The organism is Streptomyces sp. NPDC051561 (assembly GCF_044454195.1).
Classification (GTDB): Bacteria; Actinomycetota; Actinomycetes; order Streptomycetales; family Streptomycetaceae; genus Streptomyces.
Genome location: NZ_JBITDM010000039.1, coordinates 1 through 18,795 on the forward strand (window position 1 = coordinate 1; position 18,795 = coordinate 18,795).

At 69.6% G+C, this 18,795-nt stretch carries 25 protein-coding genes; 2 read left to right on the top strand and 23 right to left on the bottom strand.

The genetic code is table 11. The features are described 5' to 3' along the window. Positions 1-616 precede the first annotated feature (616 nt). Genes ACIA73_RS39910 through ACIA73_RS39920 form a run of 3 tightly spaced genes read right to left on the bottom strand, consistent with a single transcriptional unit; the run spans position 617 to position 2,072 of the window. Positions 617-1,198: a hypothetical protein gene (locus tag ACIA73_RS39910; RefSeq protein WP_399443906.1), complete on the bottom strand. Its 582-nt coding sequence runs from the start codon at positions 1,196-1,198 to the stop codon at positions 617-619. After that, positions 1,195-1,647 (bottom strand): hypothetical protein, encoded by a 453-nt coding sequence (locus ACIA73_RS39915; protein ID WP_399443907.1) that lies wholly within the window; start codon positions 1,645-1,647, stop codon positions 1,195-1,197. The genes ACIA73_RS39910 and ACIA73_RS39915 overlap by 4 nt, the downstream gene beginning before the upstream one ends. Further along, complete coding sequence (locus ACIA73_RS39920; RefSeq protein ID WP_399443908.1) at positions 1,644-2,072, bottom strand: hypothetical protein; 429 nt, start codon at positions 2,070-2,072, stop codon at positions 1,644-1,646. Before ACIA73_RS39920 ends, ACIA73_RS39915 begins: the two co-directional genes overlap by 4 nt. Positions 2,073-2,194: 122 nt before the next feature. Between ACIA73_RS39920 and ACIA73_RS39925 the strand changes: the two genes are divergently transcribed. Both ACIA73_RS39925 and ACIA73_RS39930 read left to right on the top strand, forming a co-directional pair. Further along, positions 2,195-3,646, top strand: a complete 1,452-nt coding sequence (locus ACIA73_RS39925) for a helix-turn-helix domain-containing protein (RefSeq protein ID WP_399443909.1) — start codon at positions 2,195-2,197, stop codon at positions 3,644-3,646. Between the two features lie 13 nt (positions 3,647-3,659). Beyond that, positions 3,660-4,148 carry a hypothetical protein gene (locus tag ACIA73_RS39930; RefSeq protein WP_399443910.1) on the top strand — a complete coding sequence of 163 codons (489 nt, stop codon included), beginning with the start codon at positions 3,660-3,662 and terminating at the stop codon, positions 4,146-4,148. A gap of 141 nt (positions 4,149-4,289) precedes the next feature. Here ACIA73_RS39930 and ACIA73_RS39935 read toward each other — a convergent pair whose 3' ends face one another. From ACIA73_RS39935 to ACIA73_RS40030, 20 genes are all read right to left on the bottom strand, one after another. Next, positions 4,290-4,649, bottom strand: coding sequence for a hypothetical protein (locus tag ACIA73_RS39935; RefSeq protein WP_399443911.1), 360 nt, complete (start codon positions 4,647-4,649; stop codon positions 4,290-4,292). Continuing rightward, positions 4,642-5,046 carry a hypothetical protein gene (locus ACIA73_RS39940; RefSeq protein ID WP_399443912.1) on the bottom strand — a complete coding sequence of 135 codons (405 nt, stop codon included), beginning with the start codon at positions 5,044-5,046 and terminating at the stop codon, positions 4,642-4,644. The genes ACIA73_RS39935 and ACIA73_RS39940 overlap by 8 nt, the downstream gene beginning before the upstream one ends. Further along, on the bottom strand, positions 5,046-5,279 hold the full coding sequence (locus ACIA73_RS39945) for a holin (RefSeq protein WP_399443913.1): 234 nt from the start codon (positions 5,277-5,279) through the stop codon (positions 5,046-5,048). Before ACIA73_RS39945 ends, ACIA73_RS39940 begins: the two co-directional genes overlap by 1 nt. A 19-nt stretch (positions 5,280-5,298) precedes the next feature. Next, positions 5,299-6,156, bottom strand: a complete 858-nt coding sequence (locus ACIA73_RS39950) for a peptidoglycan-binding protein (RefSeq protein WP_399443914.1) — start codon at positions 6,154-6,156, stop codon at positions 5,299-5,301. Positions 6,157-6,220: 64 nt separating this feature from the next. Beyond that, positions 6,221-8,065, bottom strand: coding sequence for a glycerophosphodiester phosphodiesterase (locus ACIA73_RS39955; RefSeq protein ID WP_399443915.1), 1,845 nt, complete (start codon positions 8,063-8,065; stop codon positions 6,221-6,223). Positions 8,066-8,075: 10 nt separating this feature from the next. Then, positions 8,076-8,639, bottom strand: coding sequence for a hypothetical protein (locus ACIA73_RS39960; RefSeq protein WP_399443916.1), 564 nt, complete (start codon positions 8,637-8,639; stop codon positions 8,076-8,078). Positions 8,640-8,652: 13 nt separating this feature from the next. Further along, positions 8,653-8,889 carry a hypothetical protein gene (locus tag ACIA73_RS39965; protein ID WP_399443917.1) on the bottom strand — a complete coding sequence of 79 codons (237 nt, stop codon included), beginning with the start codon at positions 8,887-8,889 and terminating at the stop codon, positions 8,653-8,655. Further along, on the bottom strand, positions 8,886-9,983 hold the full coding sequence (locus tag ACIA73_RS39970) for a DUF5047 domain-containing protein (protein ID WP_399443918.1): 1,098 nt from the start codon (positions 9,981-9,983) through the stop codon (positions 8,886-8,888). Before ACIA73_RS39970 ends, ACIA73_RS39965 begins: the two co-directional genes overlap by 4 nt. A 7-nt stretch (positions 9,984-9,990) precedes the next feature. Then, positions 9,991-10,848: a hypothetical protein gene (locus ACIA73_RS39975; protein ID WP_399443919.1), complete on the bottom strand. Its 858-nt coding sequence runs from the start codon at positions 10,846-10,848 to the stop codon at positions 9,991-9,993. A 1-nt stretch (position 10,849) separates the two neighbouring features. Then, positions 10,850-14,368 carry a phage tail tape measure protein gene (locus tag ACIA73_RS39980; RefSeq protein WP_399443920.1) on the bottom strand — a complete coding sequence of 1,173 codons (3,519 nt, stop codon included), beginning with the start codon at positions 14,366-14,368 and terminating at the stop codon, positions 10,850-10,852. A gap of 41 nt (positions 14,369-14,409) precedes the next feature. Then, the gene (locus ACIA73_RS39985; protein ID WP_399443921.1) at positions 14,410-14,739 is read right to left on the bottom strand and encodes a hypothetical protein; all 330 of its coding nucleotides are present in this window, start codon (positions 14,737-14,739) and stop codon (positions 14,410-14,412) included. Between the two features lie 47 nt (positions 14,740-14,786). Beyond that, on the bottom strand, positions 14,787-15,140 hold the full coding sequence (locus ACIA73_RS39990) for a hypothetical protein (RefSeq protein ID WP_399443922.1): 354 nt from the start codon (positions 15,138-15,140) through the stop codon (positions 14,787-14,789). Positions 15,141-15,249: 109 nt separating this feature from the next. After that, positions 15,250-15,801 carry a hypothetical protein gene (locus ACIA73_RS39995; protein WP_399443923.1) on the bottom strand — a complete coding sequence of 184 codons (552 nt, stop codon included), beginning with the start codon at positions 15,799-15,801 and terminating at the stop codon, positions 15,250-15,252. Continuing rightward, the gene (locus ACIA73_RS40000) at positions 15,801-16,001 is read right to left on the bottom strand and encodes a hypothetical protein (protein WP_399443924.1); all 201 of its coding nucleotides are present in this window, start codon (positions 15,999-16,001) and stop codon (positions 15,801-15,803) included. Before ACIA73_RS40000 ends, ACIA73_RS39995 begins: the two co-directional genes overlap by 1 nt. After that, positions 15,998-16,399 carry a hypothetical protein gene (locus ACIA73_RS40005; RefSeq protein ID WP_399443925.1) on the bottom strand — a complete coding sequence of 134 codons (402 nt, stop codon included), beginning with the start codon at positions 16,397-16,399 and terminating at the stop codon, positions 15,998-16,000. The genes ACIA73_RS40000 and ACIA73_RS40005 overlap by 4 nt, the downstream gene beginning before the upstream one ends. After that, entirely contained in the window at positions 16,396-16,599 is a 204-nt protein-coding gene (locus ACIA73_RS40010) for a hypothetical protein (protein WP_399443926.1), read from the bottom strand. The genes ACIA73_RS40005 and ACIA73_RS40010 overlap by 4 nt, the downstream gene beginning before the upstream one ends. A 66-nt stretch (positions 16,600-16,665) precedes the next feature. After that, on the bottom strand, positions 16,666-17,019 hold the full coding sequence (locus ACIA73_RS40015; RefSeq protein ID WP_399443927.1) for a hypothetical protein: 354 nt from the start codon (positions 17,017-17,019) through the stop codon (positions 16,666-16,668). Further along, positions 17,016-17,435, bottom strand: coding sequence for a hypothetical protein (locus ACIA73_RS40020; protein WP_399443928.1), 420 nt, complete (start codon positions 17,433-17,435; stop codon positions 17,016-17,018). The genes ACIA73_RS40015 and ACIA73_RS40020 overlap by 4 nt, the downstream gene beginning before the upstream one ends. Positions 17,436-17,440: 5 nt before the next feature. Beyond that, positions 17,441-17,749 carry a hypothetical protein gene (locus ACIA73_RS40025; RefSeq protein ID WP_399443929.1) on the bottom strand — a complete coding sequence of 103 codons (309 nt, stop codon included), beginning with the start codon at positions 17,747-17,749 and terminating at the stop codon, positions 17,441-17,443. After that, entirely contained in the window at positions 17,746-18,792 is a 1,047-nt protein-coding gene (locus ACIA73_RS40030; RefSeq protein ID WP_399443930.1) for a major capsid protein, read from the bottom strand. Before ACIA73_RS40030 ends, ACIA73_RS40025 begins: the two co-directional genes overlap by 4 nt. Between the last annotated feature and the right edge of the window lie 3 nt (positions 18,793-18,795).

Here is an 18,795-nt window from a genome sequence, read left to right on the forward strand (position 1 = left end):
TCTCCTAAAGCTGGTGTCGCAGGTTCGAATCCTGCCGGGGGCACTGACTAGCTAGCTGGTCAGAGCCTTAAGAACCCTCCCGTTCATTCGAACGGGAGGGTTCTTTCATGATCAGAGTCCGCAAAGAGTCCACATCCCCTAACGATCATGAGCGGGGATCACTCTTTCGAGGTACTGCCCCGCCCTTGCGTGCCGCGTAGAGTGCGGCACATGGGAGGGGCAGGGGCGTCTCCTCGCGCGCGCCTGACACGCGTCTCCCACTTCCTGTGGACGTCAACGGGGAGGTTGGCCCCACGGGCAAGGGTCCCCACCGGCTTTATCGGTGGGGACCCTTCTGCGTTCCAACGTAGACCGCCCCGCACCGGTGACGGTACGGGGCGGGACGCTTTGACTGAGTCTTAGCGTCTAACGGCGCATTCAGGCGGACACGCGAACGCCTCTGCACCGCTGGGGGCCGCTACTGACACGGGGTCTCGGTGGCAGGCGGTGTCAAGGGCCGCCGGCTGCTTTCACAGCGGGGCATGTGTCATGGGCACGAGCACTCACCCTTGTGCCCTGATCACGGAAGAGCAACAGATTTGAACCCTGGTCAGTCGCCCGCGTGAACGGGCGATCATCAGTTCCCCACCCCAACTCGCCTACGCGCAACGGCAATTCGCCCGGGGGCGGGCGCGACGTCCGACACTGCGGCGTACATGCGCCCCGCGTGCAGCGACGCCTCGATGTACTCCTGCACCTCCTCTCGACGCGCGTTGGCCGCGAGTTCGTCGAGCCCCACGGCGACGACCGCCTGCCCGAGCCCGAGTGCTGCGGGCGCCCAGTAACGGGCGCGCGGCACCCGCAGGATGTCCCGGACAGCACTTAGACTCACGCGCAGCTCGTCGCCGTCGACGTACACGCGGCGGCCGATGTGTGCCGGTGCGGATTCGCCCGCGACGCCGCGGCCCGTCGGCCGGATCCCGAGGGCGGCAGCCACGCCGAGCATGTGCTGCTCGATCGGGGCCGGATCGAAGTCGTCGTCGGGGCCGGCGTCGTCGTCGGGGTCGGCATCAGGGTCAAAGTCGGGGGCGGTGTGGACGATCAGCATGATCGCGAACACCCGCCCGTCGTTCGTGTGGTCCAGCCACAGCCGGACGTCGAGCCGCTTGAGCAGTTCGGACGTGGGTACCGGCGGAGCCTTGTCTACGACCGCAGTCACGACGCCCCCAGGTGGAAGAACGCCACGGCCGACGCGTACGCCCCGTAGAGATCGCTCGCGTCCGTGAGCGATCCCCCGTCGTCCGGCGGCACGATCCAGTGCCATTCGCCAGGCTCTGCCGGGCTGATGACCGACGGGTGCGGTACGAGCAGCACCTCGCCGTGCGTGATGGCTGTCGCCCCGGGGAGATCCCAATCGGCCGCCGATCCGACGCGCAGCAGGAACTCGAACCCCGCTGGCGAGTACAGGATCGGCCCGAATGGTGCGCGGGTCACCCTCAACTGCTGTAGCGCATCCGCGCCTTGCAAGTGGGGAACGCGTACAACGTCCCATGCCTGCCCGACGGGCAGTTCAGCGAGCTGCCCACCGGACCATGCGGCGAGGGTCACGTTCACCTTCGCGCCCGAGTCGCGTACCCACTCGATCGCGTCCCGCGTGCCCCCGTTCATGCGTCCACCGTGCACAGCAGCTCGGCGAGCCGGTCGGGGTCGACGAGCCGGTCGCGGTCAACGCGCCGGTCGGGGTCGATCGGCCATTGCAGCCAATGCGGGCCGGGCGGGGCGAGCACCTCGCGGACTGGTACGGGGATGTATGACGTGTCGCCGAGGCACTGCATGCCCTCGGCGGCGACGGGCCACGCGTTCGAGGTGCCGACGGGTACCAGGAAGAAGTACACGAGTCCGGCCGGTTCGTTGATTACGGGTCCGCCGATGCCCGCCTCAATCACGAGCCGTCCCAGCGGGGACGGGACCTTGACGACATCGAAGTTCCGCCCGACGGGCGACACGTTGATTCTGGATTTGGGCTCGCGCATGACCGGGGTCCGTCCGCTGTCGGCGTCGACGAGCAGCTCATCGGCTGGTCGCCGCTTCATGACGATCGTCGGCCGCAGCACTCAAACCCCATATGACCGGCGGGGGTTACCGCCTCGGTAATAGGCTAGATGTCCCTTTAGGGAATCCGCTTTTCGTGCCTAAGATCATTTCGGATTGGCCCATGGATACAGACACCCGCGGCCCTCTTTCCCCCGACGTCCTCGACCGCGAGGACGTCACGGCAGCCCTCGCGGAACACGACTTCGCGAGCGTCTTCACGCTGATCAAAAAGTGGGGCGGGCTGTCACAGAACCGCATCGCAGCGGCGTGTGAACTCACGCCCGGCAAGATCTCGAACGTCATCAGCGGGCAGCAGCAGATCGTCAGCTTCGCCGTGATCTGCCGTATCGCCGACGGTCTACGCATCCCCGGTCACATGCTCGGCCTCGCTCGTCGGCCGTGGGAGGTGGAACCCCTCGACGAGCAGCAGCACGTCGCCGAACCTGATCGGCAACCGCCCGCGGACGAGAGTCCGTGGCGCCCCGACGTTACGGTCGATCTTGCCTCGACCCTGACTCGGAGTGATCTAGTGATGGATCGGCGTGAAGCCACTCGCGCACTCGCCGGCGTAGCAGTATCCGGTGCCGTGCTGCTCGACTCCCTCGAAGGCTGGTTGCAGCCGGCCGCAGCAGCACCGACTCGCCCCCGTCGTGGTCGACTCGGCGAGCAGGACATAGAGCAACTGGAGCGCACCGCACGACAGTTCAGATCCTGGGATCACCGCTACGGCGGGGGGCTGCGTCGGAAGGCGGTCGTCGGGCAGCTCAACGAAGTTGCGGCGAACCTAGAAGAGCAGCAGCGCCCGGACGTCGAGCAGCGGCTGTATCGCGTGATGGCGCAGCTCGCCGGTACGGCTGCAACGATGGCATGGGATTCAGGGCAGCAGCGGCAGGCGCAGCAGTACTACGTTCTCGCCCTGCGGTCCGCGCACGCCGGCGGCGACACCGTGTTCGGCGCGAACGTACTCGCCGGGATGGCGCGGCAGTTGCTCTACCGCGAGCGCCCGCAGGACGCACTCGAACTCGTACGGCTCGCGCAGGATGGTGCACGGCACGAGATCGGCCCACGAGTCCGGGCCATGCTCCACACCCGCGAGGCATGGTGCTACGCCGCGCAGGGGCGGGCGAGCGCGTTTCAGCGTGCCACCGGGCAGGCTGCCGAGGCGCTCACCGACGCGGGTGCCCGTGAAGAGCCGTACTGGATCGGTTACTTTGGCGACGCCGAGCTCGCAGGCGTGACCGGTGGGCGCATGCTCGACATGGCGCGTACCGACCCGCGGAAGCACGCCGAGCCGGCTGCCAATTCGATCCGGCAGGCGCTCGCCATTCGTGGGGTCGAGGCGAGCAGGTCGTACGCGCTCGACTGGATCGGCCTTGCCGAGTGCAGTTTCCTTGCGGGCGACACTGTGGACGCTGCCACGAACACGCAGCGCGCCGTCGAGGCTGCGGCGCTCACCCGGTCCGCTCGGGTCCGATCTCAGCTCAGTGCCCTGTACCCGTACACGGTGGGGCGCAGTGCATCATCGGGGCTGCGCGAGGCACGAGACAGTATCCGCGACCTTCTGTCGACTTGATCGGAGTACGTACGTGACGACCATTGCAGTCACCGGGCACATGGACTTGACCGACGAGAGTGTGCCGCTTGTGCGGGCGGCGCTGCGCGAGGTGCTCGCCCCGCATGCGGCCGACGGGCTTGTCGGGGTGTCCTGCATCGCGGCCGGGTCCGACAGCATCTTCGCCGAGGTCGTATCCGAGGTCGGCGGGCGCCTGGTCGTCGTGATCCCGTCGCAGGACTACCGCGCGAACAAGGTGAAGCCCGAGCACGCCGCAGTCTTCGACCACCTTGTCGAGGCTGCCGTCGAGGTCGTCGTGCTGCCCCACGAGTCGGCTAATCGGCAGGCGTACGAGTCGGCGAACGCCGAGCTGCTGCGCAGGGCCGACCGGCTCGTCGCGGTGTGGGATGGCACCCCACCCTCGGGCAAGGGTGGCGGCACGGCGGACACGGTCGGCGACGCCCGCGAGGCGGGTCTGCCGGTCAACGTTGTGTGGCCCGAAGGTGCCGCGCGGGAGGGGTGACGGCTGAGCAGCGCCCCGCCGAGGGGGGATGGCGGGGCGCTGCGGGGGGGGTGCCCTAAGTGTCCCACGCTGCACGGGAATCTGTGCGGACATGACGAAAGCGCCCCTGCCCGGCCGTGAGGCCAGACAGGGGCGCAGTCATCAGTCGATCGAGTACGGGATGAGCTCGACGGGCACTTCTTCCGGTTCGAGTTGGCCAAGTCGCAGCCGGCGGTTCGCCCGCCTGATCACCCGCATTGCGAGGCGCAGCAGCCGTTCGAGCTTCGTCACTTGCTCGCGCTGCTGCTCGACGATCACTGTGAGGTGATCGACTTTCCCTTCGAGGATCTTGAAGCGCTGCCAGATCTCCGAGCTCACCCGCAGCTCGCCGACGTCGCGCTCGTCGACGTCCAGCGCCGGCCGGTCTGCCCCCGGCCGCGGGGTCGAGATCCTCGCGACGAGCACCGAGCCGAACGCGCCGACGACCGCGATCGCGACGCCGAGCACTGTCCCCTCACCCATGTCGCCCCCTTGTCACCGCGGCGACGACCACGACGAGCAGCAGCACCGCGAGGTATATCGGCACGGACGCCCACGCGGTCGGGCTGCCACCGAGCGCGCTCGCGATGAATGCGAGCCCCCACACGGTCGGGGGCAGGGTGATCGCGGCGAACCCCCAGACGTCACGTCCTGGTCGCAGCGCCCCGGCCGCCATGGCGAGGACCCCGCAGGCGATCCACACGGCGCCCCATCCCTCGATGCACATGATCCGGATCACCGGGGCAGCACCGGACGTGACGAGTCCGCGCGAGGTGACGATCAGCCCGAGCCCGTACGTGATCCAGCACGCTCCGGTGCCGGCGAGGGCGACGCCGCGCCACCCGAGGTGTGCCCACATGCGGGCGGGCGCGGCCGACATCACAGTTCCGGAAGGGTGCGGGTCGTCCGCGGGGTGTGCTTCGTCGCCCACCCGCCGACGAACGTGATCGCGGTCGGGATGATCGCGAGGACGAACGGGGCGAGCCCGTCGGGGAGGAACCCGACGAGCCGTACGTCGTCCTGCACGGCGGCGAGGACCGCGAGCAGCCCGGTCGACGCGAGGTACGCGGCGACGCTGGATACGGTGACCTTCGTTTCTACGGGTGCAGCCATGATCGGGTGTCCTTTCAGATCAGACGCGCGGGACGCGCAGCAGCGCCCACGTAGTCGGGCCGGGGATGCCGTCGGCGGCCGCCCCGGTGTAGTTGCAGCGGCGTTGCCATGCGGCGTACGACTGCCTGTCGACGTCGGTCCACGCCGGCCCCGGGCCCTCGCGGTACTTCCCGCAGCCCTCGGCGACGAGCCGTCGGCCCATGGCGGTGATGACCGGTGACCGGCGGCCGATCTTGAAGAAGCTGACACCGGGGAACGGCTCGAACTTCGGGGCCGGTGTGGTCGGGGACCCGGTGAACGCAGGCCACGTTCCGGGGTCCTGGTGGTCGTTCTCGGGCACGTGGGAGTGCCCGAACCATCCGGCCGCCGAGCGCCACGTCGCGTCGTTGCGGCGCCCCACGAAATCCGTCGGGCGCCCCATCGGCCAGACGTCCGGAACGCCCCACGACCGGACGTAGGCGAGCACCTCGGCCCACCCCTTGCACGGGGTGTCGACGAGCCGCGCGTACGTCGTGTTGTTCACGCGGCAGTACGGGAAGAACAGCGCCTCGATCTGGATCACGACGCTGCCGGCGCGGTTCGTACGGGTGCCGCCCGCCCGGTCGGCGAGGCTCTTCGAGCGGGAGTTCGCGGGGAGGAACTGCGTTACCCGGCCGGTGAACGGGTCCCACAGCAGATGGGGAGCGGCTGCACGTCCGGCCGTGTTGCGTCCGAAGTAGTCGGTGAGCGTCTCGTACGGCACGAGCGCCGCAGGCTTGGCCGCGGTCGCGTTGCGGTCCCACGTGATGTGAGCGATCGCCTTCGCCGGACCGCCGTCCGTCGGGGCATGGTCGCCGACGTCGAGGCGCCGGGCGCCGGGCATCCAAAGATCAGGCACGGGTCCCTCCGGACATAGAGAAAGCCCCGGCCGGTTCGGCTCGGGGCTGCGGGGTCGGGCTGGATCAGGTGACGGCGATCGCCGACCACCGAGTCTTGGTGTCGCGTACGCCCAGGTGCGGGTACATCCCGCCCCGGTAGGTCGAGTTCGTGACCGTCACCGAGTTCGGCGCGGTGATGTTGGTCCGGGTGACGATGATCTGCGTCGCCGTCACCTGCACCCGCAGGTGCTGCGCGCTGCCCGGCGTGATCGCCGCAGTCGCTACGGTGCCAATGCTCGTCGGGGTGCCGCCGGTCACCGAGTACACGTCGATCACGCCGTTCGTCCTGATCAGGATGTTGTACCCGTTCGGGTTCGCGGCCGCGCCGCCGTTGTCGTCGAACTGCCGGTCGCCGAGGGTGAGTGTCAGTTGGTGCGACGCCGAGGCGTAGTCGGATGCGTCGAGGACGTAGTCGTAATCGACGGTGAAAGCCGAGGGGAGCGGCCCGAGGTAGCCGTGCAGGCAGGACACGTATCCGCCGTTGGTGACGATGTCCGCCTGCCCCGTGCCGGACGCGTCCAGCCCCCACCAGGACGGCGAGCCGAGGGTGTAGAACCCGCGGTAGTCGGGGACGTCGGCGATCCCCTGCATGCCGTGCAGGAACGTGCCTGCGGCGTTCAGGTCCGTAGTCCGCAGCGACTGCACCCCGCGGGCGTACCAGGGGTCGTCGCTGATGACTCCCCACACGGTCCCGGCAGGCAGAGCAGCGACTGCGGAGCGCCGGTTGACGGTGTAGACCAGGACCCGCAGCCCGGCCGCAGCCGCGGCGTTGATCGTGGCGTTCGTCGTCTGGGAGTGGTCGACGCCGAGGTACTTCGTTCCGGCGGCGATCAGGCCGGCGTACGTCTGGCCGGACAGCACGCCGTCGACGTCGAGCAGTATCGACGGGATGCCCGCGGTGCGCGCGGCGGCGAGCTCGGCCTCGGTCCACGCCATGATGAGCACTGACTGCTCAAGCTCTTGCCGGAGGATCTCGGCGACGGCGGCCGCCCCGCTGCCGGCGTTGTTGCAGTGCACGATCATGGGCACGGTGTTGCCGATGCTCGCGAGGACGTCAGCGAACAAGGGGATGCGCAGGTCGGACGGCCAGGTGTTGGCGAACCAACTGCCTGCGTCGATGCGGCCGCGCAGGGCTGCCGGGGTCGTCAGTGCCGAGGTAGTACCCGACAGGTTCGAGGTGCGGTCGACGGTGCTGTCGTGCATCACGAACAGCCCGCCGTCGCTCACTTTGTACACGTCGATCTCGATCGCGTCTGCCGCGAGCGCCGCGGACATCCGGAACGCTTCGAGCGAGTTCTCGGGGGCGAGCAGCCCGGCGCCGCGGTGCGCGATCCAGCGGGGCGCAGTCACCGAGTCCAGACCGGCCCACGGGGCGACCGTCCCCGCAGAGACGCGCCCCCAGTAGACCGACGTCCCGGACCCGCGCAGCAGCGAGTCGCCCGCCTGCCCACCGGCCGGCCGCGGGATGTACGACGCAGCGAGGTCCGGCAGTTGCCCCTCTGGAACCTTCCCGCCGCCGTCGAGCGAGGCGATCCCGCCCGGCGAGCCGATGCTGCTCGCCGACACCCCGTACGTGTCGACCATGGCTCGGGCCACCCGGTCGGGCTCGGTCGGCAGCACCGCCCAGCGCACACCGCCCGAGTCCCACCAGAGTGTTGCGGTGACCCCGTCGGGCCCTTGCCACGCGAGCCGGCCCGTGCTGTCGGTCGTCACCGTGCCGCCCGTCGCCGCGCCGGCGAGGGTGAGAATATCCGTCACCTGCGATCCGCCCGTGCGGGCGGTCCACACCGTGCCCGGCCGGGACGCGAGCGCGTTGCCCGCCGCATCCGTGACGACCGCGCCCCCGTCGGACCCGTACTGATACCGCATGGAGTTCCTCTCAGTTCAGGGGGATGCGCACACCGTTAAGGCCCATCCATCCGGTGTTGGGCCCGACGTACCGCAGGCTGCGATCAGCCCCGACGTACAGGCGGCTCGCTGCCACTGCCAGATACTGAGTAGCGATCGGGTAGTCGCCTGAGAGAGGCGTACCGAGCGCCGACGGGATGTACCCGACGATCGTGCTCGTAGCGATCTGCGCGCCTTCGGTAGACCGCTGGATCCCGCCCCGCAGGTTGATGAACAGCCCACTCTCGACCGCGGCCGACGGGGGCGTGCCGTACGTTTCGTACCCGCTGGACAGAACGACGTCCGTCCACGCGAGTTGGCTCCACAGCGTCCGCCACCCGGTCGCGGTGCGTACGGTGAGCGACCCCGGCGTTTGAAGCCACGCGATCATGCCCTGCGTCGGTGCGGGGATCGCGGCATCGCGGGCGGCCGCGGTCGCGAAGTTCATGTTGACCCGGGTCGACGCCCACACGGCGAGCGCCATGAGATCGGCTGGAACAGCATCGGCATCGGCACCCGCCGGATAGGGGGCGGCGCCAATCGGGGTGACAGGCATACGGGGGTCCTTCCTATGGGGCGGGGGGTGGGGTGAAGCGGCCGACGACGACGTATCCGCCCCGCACTGGGATCACGAACACGACGTCGGCGGCCGCGCGGTCGGTGTAGCCCTCCAGACAGGCGGCGTTGATCGTCGCGCCCGCGACGGTGATGTCGACCGTTCCGTCGGGGAGCACTGCGGCGACGACTGCCGATCCCGGCGAGGGGTTGCTCGCGCGAGGCAGCAGCGCGTCGATCAGCTCAGTCATGTCGCCCCTTCGTCGTCCGCTCGCGTCGACCGGGTCTCGCACTGCATTGCGCCCGACGAGCCGAGCGTGAGTTTGTCGATGATGTGGAGCTGCGCCGGCCCGTCCTCGGGCTCGACCCGCACGACGTCGCCCGGTTCGAGCGCCGGGTTCGGAATCGCGGTGAAGCTCAGCCCGGCCGCGAGCCCGAGCGAGTTCGCGAGCAGCGACCGCGCGGCGGTGTCTGCCTGCGCAGCCGTACGCAGCAACGGACTTGAGTAATGCCGCGGGCGGCGTCCCATCGGGCCCGTGATCCGGGTCGGCGACGTCGGGTCGACATCCCGGACGGTGATCGGCCCGATCGGAACGCTGCCGTCGCTCGCGTCCCCCGTTGCCACAACTAGGTTGTACAGACCGGCCGTTGACGTCGAGGCGGCCGCGGTGATGAGCGCGCCGCCGTCGCCCGTGTCGACCGTCCACACCGGGGCGTCCGACAGGGTCGGTACGCGGCTGATCACGAACTGCCCGAGCCCGTCCGCCCACACCTCGACGCCGAGGGAGCGGGCGAGCGAGCTGTCGGTGCCGTCGATCGCCTCGAAGCGCTCGCGCTCCCACGTCGTCGCCGACACCGAGGCATCGCGGGTCGTACGCCGGGTGACGGTCGCCGACGGGACACTCTCCAGCAGCAGCGCCTCGATCAGGTCGAGTGCGCTGCTGTTGCGCTCGGTGCGGGGGGTCAGAAAGCGGTCGTCCGCGACGATCTTCTCGCGCCCGTACCCCTTCACTGAGACGCCGCCGAACGGCAGCGCCGCATCTTCTTCGTCGAGGCGGAACAGCCCCTGCGGCACAAGCTCGCGCGATCCGTCGAGGTAGTCGACCCCGACATCGAGCTGCATGAACCCGCCCTGCACGGTGACGCCGTCGAGTCCTCGGCGGACGCCAGGGGCGAGGACTGCCTGCACGGTCCGGCGGACGTTCGCCGTACGGTCCCCGGTCACCGACCACGACAGCAGCGGCGCCTCGAATGGCGCCCCTTCGGGCGGCAGGATCGTCGCCCGTGCTGTCAGCCGGTGCGTATGCCGTAGGGCGGGGTCCCACCGTCGCGAGACAGGCCACATGTCCGGCTCACCCCCCGGTCGTCACGTCCTGGTACGTCTGCCCGGTCGCTGTCCGGTCCGCGTACGTGGGCCACAGCACGGCACTGTCGTCGTACGACCGGCCGGGGATGCGCAGCGGGGCGTCGATCGTCGGCGGCCGGGCAACCGCCGTCACCGGGACGTCCCATGTGCGGTGCGGGTCGCCGGCGTCACCCGACATCGACTCGGACAGCTTGCCGGGCACCCAATACGTGTCCTCGCGTCCATATTCCTGCCGGGTCTGCACGAGCACCGTCGTGCCCACCGTGAGCAGCGCCCGCAGCGCGAGACGCTCGGCGAGCGTCGTCGTCTCGATCTGCGCCGAGGACGTCGGCAGCGACCAGGGATCAACCCGCATCACCGGGGCCGATGCCCCGAGGACGTCGAACCGCTCCTGCCGCTCCGCATATTCGAGGGTGGGCCACGCCATCACCCGCACCCGCAGCGACAGCCCCGGCTCGGTGATGCTCTTGATCCACACATCCCGGGTCGGCTCGGGCTCGGACACCGTGACCGACACCCCCGCCGACCGGGCGCCGACCACACCGGCCCATGACACCGGGTAGACGTACCAGGATGCGGCGAGCCCGAGCGGCGACTCGTGGTCGTACGCCACCGCGACACCGCCCGGCGCCCACGCGAGATCGCCGCCCCGCACGGGCACCTCGACGCCGTCGACGCCGACCCGCACGAACCGCACCTTCTGCGGTGACGTCGACGTGTAATCGGCGATCAGGTACACACCCGCGTGCGAGTCGTCCCGCCGGACCGTCAGGATCCCGTCCGGCGACACCGCCTCGACCGGCGGTGCCGGCGGCAGCACGTCCGGGTCGATGATGATCGACACGTCATGTCCTCCTTCCTGCCTGCGCCTGCATCACGAGCGCGCTCTGCGCCTCGCGGACGACTCCCCGGACCATGCCGAGCAGCTCGCCCCCTTCGAGGTACAGGGGGCCGCTCAGCACCATTTCGCGCGGCTCGGCCGACGAGCCGGCGCTGCTCGCCGTGCGGGGTGTCGAGCGGGTGCTGCTCGGCACCGACCCGGCCGCCGCAGTGCCTGCGCTCGCCATGCGCAGCGACGTCTCGTGGTCGAACACCTGCGACCCGGGCCCGAACTCGACGAGCTCGGCGCCCCGTTCGCCGACCCACGCGAGCTCGCCCGCCCGAGGGCGGCCGCCGCCTGCGTATCCGCCCGGCCGGTTGTACGCCCGCGCGAGCGAGCCGTACCTCGACATGGCGTAGCGCATGCTCGCGTAGATGTTGGCGAGCGGGTCGTAGATGCCGCGGCCGCGCAGGGGACCGGCGTACGCGTTGAACGTGCCGCCGATCGTCTGCATGAGCCCGCGACTCGGGTCGCCGTTCTTCGCGTTGATGTCCCAGTTGTTGATCGCGCGGGGGTTACCGCCCGACTCCTGGTTCATCCGGCGCAGCACGACCGGCAGCAGCGACGCCGGCTGTCCGACCATGCGGAGCGCCTGCAACACGACGCCGCTCCAACGCTGGACACCTGCGCCGCCGATGTCGCCGCCCCCGCCGCCGCCCCCGAAGAGTGAGCCCGCGACTTTCAGGATCTTGTCCTTCAAGCCCGTGAGCATCTTCATCGGGATCTTCGACAGGGTCTGAGCGATCGGCGACGACCCAATCTCGGCGATCTTCCGGCGAATGAACCCGGTGGCTTTCTCCCACATCTTCGAGGGGTCCGACAGGAAGTCGACGCCGGACATCACGACGTTTCCGATCTTGCTCGCCGCTCCCTTGATACCGCCCCAGATATCGCCGATGATCCCGCCGTCGGCCATAAGCTGCGACCCCGCCGCCTGCCACAACGACAGCGCGCGGCCGCGGTACTTCGGGTCGGTCGGGATCACGAACTCGGGATGCGCCGGGTTGCCCTCGCCGACGATCGCCGTCGGCCGGTTGGTCACCATCGGCGCCGCCGGCCCCCAGCCCGAGCCGACCGTGCCGCCGGCCGCGAGCAGCTTCGGCGCGGCAGGCAACTTGCCCAACCCGACGAACCCGGCGACCTTGTCCCACACCGCCTTGATGCCCTTGGTGTAGACCCACTCGATGATGAAGTTCACCGGCTTCGCCGCGATCGACTTGACCTGATTCCACGCCTTACCGATCGCATCCTTCGCGAGCGAGAAAGCAGCACCGAACAGCGCGACCGCAGCGCGACCGCGATCGAAAACGGGCTTCAGTGCGTTCGTCCACAGCCACGACGCGACCGCACCGATCCCGCGGAACGCCGGGGCGATCGCGTTGTTCCACAGCCACATGCCGACTGCGCCGAGCGCCTTGATCCCCGCACTCGCAACCGTGAAGATCGGCCGCAGCGCGTTGTTCCACAGCCATGATGCGACCGCACCAATCCCGGCGAACGCCGGCTGAATCGCGTTGCGCCACAACCACCCGGCGATCACACCGACTGCCCGAACGATGTTCATGATGTTCGTCGCAGCGGGCTTGATCCCGTTGTTCCACAGCCACATTGCGACCGCACCGATCCCGCGGAACGCCGGTCCGATCGCCGCGTTCCACAGCCACGACACGACCGCGCCGAGTACCCGGAACAGCAGCACGATCGGCGTGATCAGGACCGTCGCGACGATCGCGAACAGAATCCGTGCGGCGAGCCCGATCGCCGAGAACACGGGCGAGAGGATCGTCGACCAGAGCCACGACGCGACCGCGCCGATCGCCCGAAACCCGATCATGAGCCCGTCGATCACGGGCTTAAGGACGTTGGTCCACGCCCACATTGCGGCGACTTGGATGCCCGCCCAAGCTGCCTGCACGATCGCCCGGAACGTGTCGCTCCGCTGGTAGGCGACGACGAGCAGCGTCCCGAGTGCCGCAACGGCCGTGATGATCAGCCCGATCGGGTTCGCGTTCATCACCGCATTGAGCAGCCCCTGCGCGATCGCGTACCCGCGCGTCACCGCGGCCGCCGCGAGCAGCACCCCGCGATAGACCGCGAACACCGCCGTCGCCGCACCGGTCGCGATCGCCGAGGCGCCCATCGTGAGCGCGAGCCCGGCGACAGCCACGCCGACCGGCAGCAGCCACACCCCGTACTCGCGGATCCAGCGGACCCCGCCCATGAACGCCGCACCGACCGCGACGAGCGCAGGCACGAGAAAGGACAGCACCGCGCCGCCGACGGTCTGTACGACCGGCAGCACGTAGGTGTTCAGGAACCCGCCGACCGCGACGACCGCGGGGAGCACGTACGTCGTGATGACCCGTACGAGCCCCTGCATGAACGCCCGGCGGAACACCTCGATCGACATCGTCGACGTCGCGTGCAGCGTCTTGCCCATGCGGTCGGCTGCTCCGCCGACCGCACCGATCGCAGTCGTTGCCTTCGAGGGGTCAAGGGCGAAAAGCGCGGAGTTCAAATCCTCCGCCTGCGTACCGAAAAGCGCGACCGCGGTCTGCGACCTGGTCGCCGGATCGGGGATCGCACGCAGCCGGTCGAGGACCAGATCGAGGCCCTTCGCGGCACCCGGACCGCCCCGCGCGAAGATCGCGGTCATCTTCTCGCCGGACAAGCCGAGCGCCTTGAACCCGTCGGCCGACGCCTTCGATCCGTCGGTCGCCCGGATCGTGAATTCCTTCATTGCGTCGGCGACGAGATCGCCGTCGCGCGCACCCGCCTTGAGTCCCTGCGTGAGCAGCCCGATCGACTGCGCACCCGTGAGCCCGAGCGCCTTGAACTGGGGGCCGTACTCGTTCAGGGTGTCGAGGAAATCCTCGCTCTTGTCCGCGCCGGTCTGGAACCCGCGCGTGATCAGGTCAAGCGCCTCGCGGCTGTTCTTTGCAAGTCCCGACTTGACGAGCGCCCCGGCGCCCCTCGCGGCTGCGCCGACGTCCGTACCGAACGCCTCGGCGAGCCCGAGCGCGGACTGCGTGAGCTGCTCGACGTCCTTCTTCGGCGAACGGGCAGCGATGATCCCGTTCTGCGTGAGCTGCTTAAGCGCGTCGTTGACCTGGTCGACCGACTCGCCGTACCCCTTGGCGTAGACGTCACCCGCGATCTTCCCGTACTTCGCCGACTCGGCGGCGTTCAAGCCGAGTTGAGCGGCGAGCCGTGCGCCCGACTGTTCCTGTGCAACCGCCTCGCTGAACGCCGACGCGAACAGCACGCCAGCGCCGACCGCGACCGCACCGATCCCCGCTTTCAGCCCGCCGCCGAGGCCCGACAGCATGCTGCGGCTCGCGGACTGCCCCGCCTGCGCCCCGACCTTCTCGCCGACCTGCGCCGTCGGGCGGCCGATCTGCCGCTGTAGATCGGCGGCGTACCCACGGGCGCTCGGGACGATCGACACGTACCCGACTGCGACCTCGGTTGCTGCTGCGGCCATGGCGCGCACCGCCCTTCCGGATGGGTAGGGCGGTGCGCGTTCTAGGCGACCGCGTGCAAGCGAGTGCGTTCTCGGTGAGCGAGCAGATCGTCGGCGGTGATCTTCCGTCGCTGCTGCGTCCGGTTGCCCGGCCGCTCGACGGGCTCGGGGGGTTTGCTCTGCTCGTGGGCTTTCAGCCCACTGTTCGCGCGCTGCCAGTTGGCGACGCGCAGCTCGTCGATCACGGCTGCCTGTAGGTGCTCGCCGAGCCCCCACATGCTGTCGGTGTCGCCGAGCGCGCGACGCGTGCGGGCGCCCGCCGGCAACTGTCGTACGAGCACGCCGAGCTCACGCCACGACAGCTCGCCCCGGTAGAGATCGGAGAGTCGCACCCCGTAGTGCTGCCGCAGGTCTGCCTCGACTGCCTCGCCGTGCTCTCTCAGGAGTCGGTCGAGGCCCCGGATTCCCCCGGTGCCATCCCGCAATGCCCCTGGTACGCCTCGAACAGGGGCTGCAAGCGGAACTGCTTCAGTCCCACCTTCTCGAACGCAGGCCAGTCCTTGCCGAGCGCCTCGCGAAAGGCGCCGAGCATGGCAGCGGCGTCGCCGTTCTGCGCCGCGGTGATCAGCGGCATGATGTCAAGATCCATCAGGTGTGCCATAGACCAGCGTCGCCCCTGGTACTGGAACACGAACGGCGTCAGGTCGACCTCAGCTTCGACGGCGTCGAGGTTGAAGTCGTACGGCTTGTCGTCCGGCCGCCGTGCAGCGGTCGCCTTCTTCTGTGTGGTCATGGGCGCGGGTCCTTTCTGTGCGCGCGGGTGCAGTGAGAGGTGAAAGGCGGACGGTCCGGACCCGCGCAGATCGGACCGCCCGCCAGTAGGGGGAGCGCAGCGCGCCCGATCAGACGACTGCTGCCTGCGGGTCGTTGGTGATGTCGATGTACAGCGTCCTGTCGGCGGCCGGGTAGATCGTGATCGTGAGCTCGAACGCCTGAAGCTCGCTGTCGGACAGCGTCACCTCGCCGACCTCTTCGACCTCCCCCTTCGGGATCACCCGGCGCTTCGTTACGCCGCCGTCGACCAGTTCCATCACGAACGCCCGCGGGTCCGACGTCGGTACCTTGACCGTGCGCGTCGTCACGCCGGCCGCCGTCGCGGCAGTCGAGCCCGGGTTCACGAGCCCGAACACGACTAGGTTGTCTTCGAGACAGGTGATCTTGATCTGTCGTTTGTGCTTCGACTTCGTCGTGCGGACGAGCACGCCGCCCCACGCGTAGTGGTCGTTCGAGTCCTGGTCGCGGGACTCGCTCGCCCCGTCCTCGGACAGCAGCCCGACCGCCTTCCACGTGGCGGCGATCGGCGTCACGATGTCGGTCGGTGCGGTCGTGCCGACGGGCGCGGCGTACATGTCGGCGCCCTCCCACAGCCGCGGATTGTCGGTGTCGCCGGCCATCAGCGTGCCCCCTTGCTCTCAGCCCGGTCGCCCGCGGGGGCGAGGGTCTTGGACGATGCGCGGGTCGTCTGATCGGCGGGGCGGGCGAACCCGTCCTTCACAAGCTGCTTCGCCTCGGCGTCGTCGATGTCGGCGCTCTGGTCGGGTTGGTACTCGGTGCCGTCGTGAGTGGTTCGCGGGTACGCGAACGTGATCTTCATAGGGCTGTCCCTCTCAGTGAAATGTCGAGCGTGAACGCGTACCGGGCTTGCCCCGACACCTGGTCGGGCAGCCACTGCGGGCCACCAACGGTCGGGCGGGCGAGCGTCGTCGACCCGGACGTGCCGCGGGCAGCGCCGAGCAGCGCCCGGCAGACCTGCATCAGGTCGTGCGCCCCGCCTTCGTCCGGGCCCCAGCAATGAACGTCGAGGCGCGGCCGGTCGTGCACGACCGTGTCGGGCGGACCGCCGACCCGCTCGATCCGGACGAACCGGGTCGGCCTCGGCGAGGGCACCCTCGACCCGACCGGCACCGTGATGCCGCGGGCCGCGAGCCGGTCCCGCAGGTACCCGGCGATCACCGCGACGGCGTCCGGCATGACGACCGGCGGCGCGCTCACGACGCGCCACCGCTCAGCCCGCGCAGCAGCGCCCGCCGCGAGTCCTCGGGGTCCGACGTCGCATAGTCGCCGATCACCGCACCGCGCACGCGGGCGCCGTCGTCGCTGATGTCCGTACGGAACTGCCCGTGATCCGGCTCGGCGGCCGCAGCCGCAGCTCGTGCAACGTCGGCGGTCTTGCGGGCAATCACCTGTCGCACGCCGGCACTCTTGAGCAGCGCGCCGATCGCCCGCCTGTTGGGTGTAATCCGGGCTCGCGCCATGGGTCACCCCTCTACGGTTCGTAGCCTGATCTCGTAGTGGTGCAGCTCGGTCGGCTCGTACGCCGGACCGGGCGGGCCGATCACCTCGAACCGCGCCCCGTTCCAGTGGACTCGGTCGGCTCCGTGCACGGTGAGCGAGGCGCCGTCGACCGCGAACGGGTTGCACAGCAGCAGCCACTCGCCGATCTGCGCGTCGCGCTGCTCGGTGTCCTCGGCCCCGGTGTTCTGCTGCATCCACGCGGCGACGGCGACTCTCGTCGAGGTCGACCAGTCGTCGACGTCGTTGCCGTACCGGTCCGTCGTACGGCCGGGGTGCTCGACCTCGACCACATGGGGCAGCAGATCCTCGCCGATCACGGCAGCCACCCGCCGCGGCGCCAACAGTCCGCCGGATCGTCCCGCCATCCGTGCGGCGCCTGGTCGAGCAGCCCGACCGTGTACGCGGCGTCGGCATCCGGGTCGGTGACGACCTCGGGCTGCAACTGCCCGATCTCGTCCTCGGTGAGGTACAGCCCGCCGTTCTCGCCGAGCGTCTCCGAATACTGGCCGATCGTGCGCTGCCGGTACCCGCCTCCGTTCGCGATCACCCGGCGGGTCACCGCGATGACAATCGCCCGAGTCGTCTCGGCGGCCGGCGTGTACCCGGCCGGGATGTGCCTGCGCATGAGCGCCGACGCGTCGTCGAGGTACGCCTCGACCTGATCCCGGCGAGCCCCGGCGAGGGTGACGGCGGCGCGCTTCTCGTAGTCCTCGACCGTCGCGAACGCCGCCATCCCCGTTACTCCTCTCGCTCGACGACGCCGGCCACCTCGCACGCCGCGATCACGTCGTCGCGGGTCGCGTCGTCGGCGACCTCGACGTCGTGCTGCTCGGCGAACACCCGCCACGCTGCCTCGCCCGAGCCACGCCCGGACCGCGGCGGCGCCTCGGCGTCGCCCCCACCCGGGTCGTCCTGGTCGTCGACCTCGGTGTCGTCGTCGGTCCACGCGTGCACGCCGATGCGCTTCGCGACGTCTGCGGGAACCGTGTCCTCGGGTCCGTAGGCGACGCCGTCGACGTGCACGTACGCGATCAGGTGTCGGCTCATGCGAGCACCTGCGCCTTGAACGTGAGGTTCGGCTCGCGCAGGACCGGGATGCCGACCGCGGCCGCGTGCGTCCACAGCCTCACCGGGTCCTTCGTCTTCCACATCCCGGCGACGATGCCGGGCTGCTCGCCCGCCTGAAGGTTGTAGTCCTCTTCGAGCGCCTCGGCGGTCGTGCCGAGCAGCGTCGCCCCGAGATCGGTCGGCTGCGCCGCCGTCGGGTTCCCCGCCTCGGGCAGCAGCGCGATCGCGTTCGCCGGGGTGATCCTGGTCGCCACGCCGTCGACCTTCACACGGGCGTCGTACAGCTCGATCGGCGGCAGTCCCATCGAGGCGAGTACGCCGTTCACCTGGTCGACTGTCGCCATCGGCGCAGTCCCGGCCGGGGCGAGCGGGTACACCTGCCTGATCACCTGGTCGCACTGTTGCATGTGCTGCAACACCGCCTTCGGCATGAGGATCACGCCGGGCGTCTCGCCGTTCGTGTCCTCGTAGGTCTGCACCCACGATTGAAGATCGGTGAGCGGCTTCGCCGTGGCGTAGACCGACCACAGCACCGCAGCGACCACCGAGTGCGTGCCGATCCGGCCAAAGTCCACGGTGGTCTTCAGCTCGGGTACCGGCACGGTGCCGTTGACCAGGGCAGACCCTCGCGCGACCTCGAAACGCGCTGCGATGTTGCGTGCGAGGCGCTCGGCGTCGCGCGCGATGAACGGCAGCGCCTGATCGTTCGCGAGCTTCCGCAGCCTGAGCCGCTCGTACTCGTTCAACGGGATCTTCTCGGACACGGGCGGCAGTTCACCCATGACCCTGCCGAGCCCCTCGCGGCGGCCGATCTTGCTCTCGGTGTCCCACGACCGGTACGACGCCGTCTCGGCGAGCCCGCCGCCACCGCGCACGAACTCGTACGTGATGTCGTCGACCTCGACGTTCGGCAGCCACCGCGACAGGCGGAACCGGTTGATCTGCTGCTCGGCGAGCGACGCCCGGATAAGCCCGGTGAGCTGCGTCGGCTCGATGAATTCGGTGTCCAGTGTCCAGCTCATCAG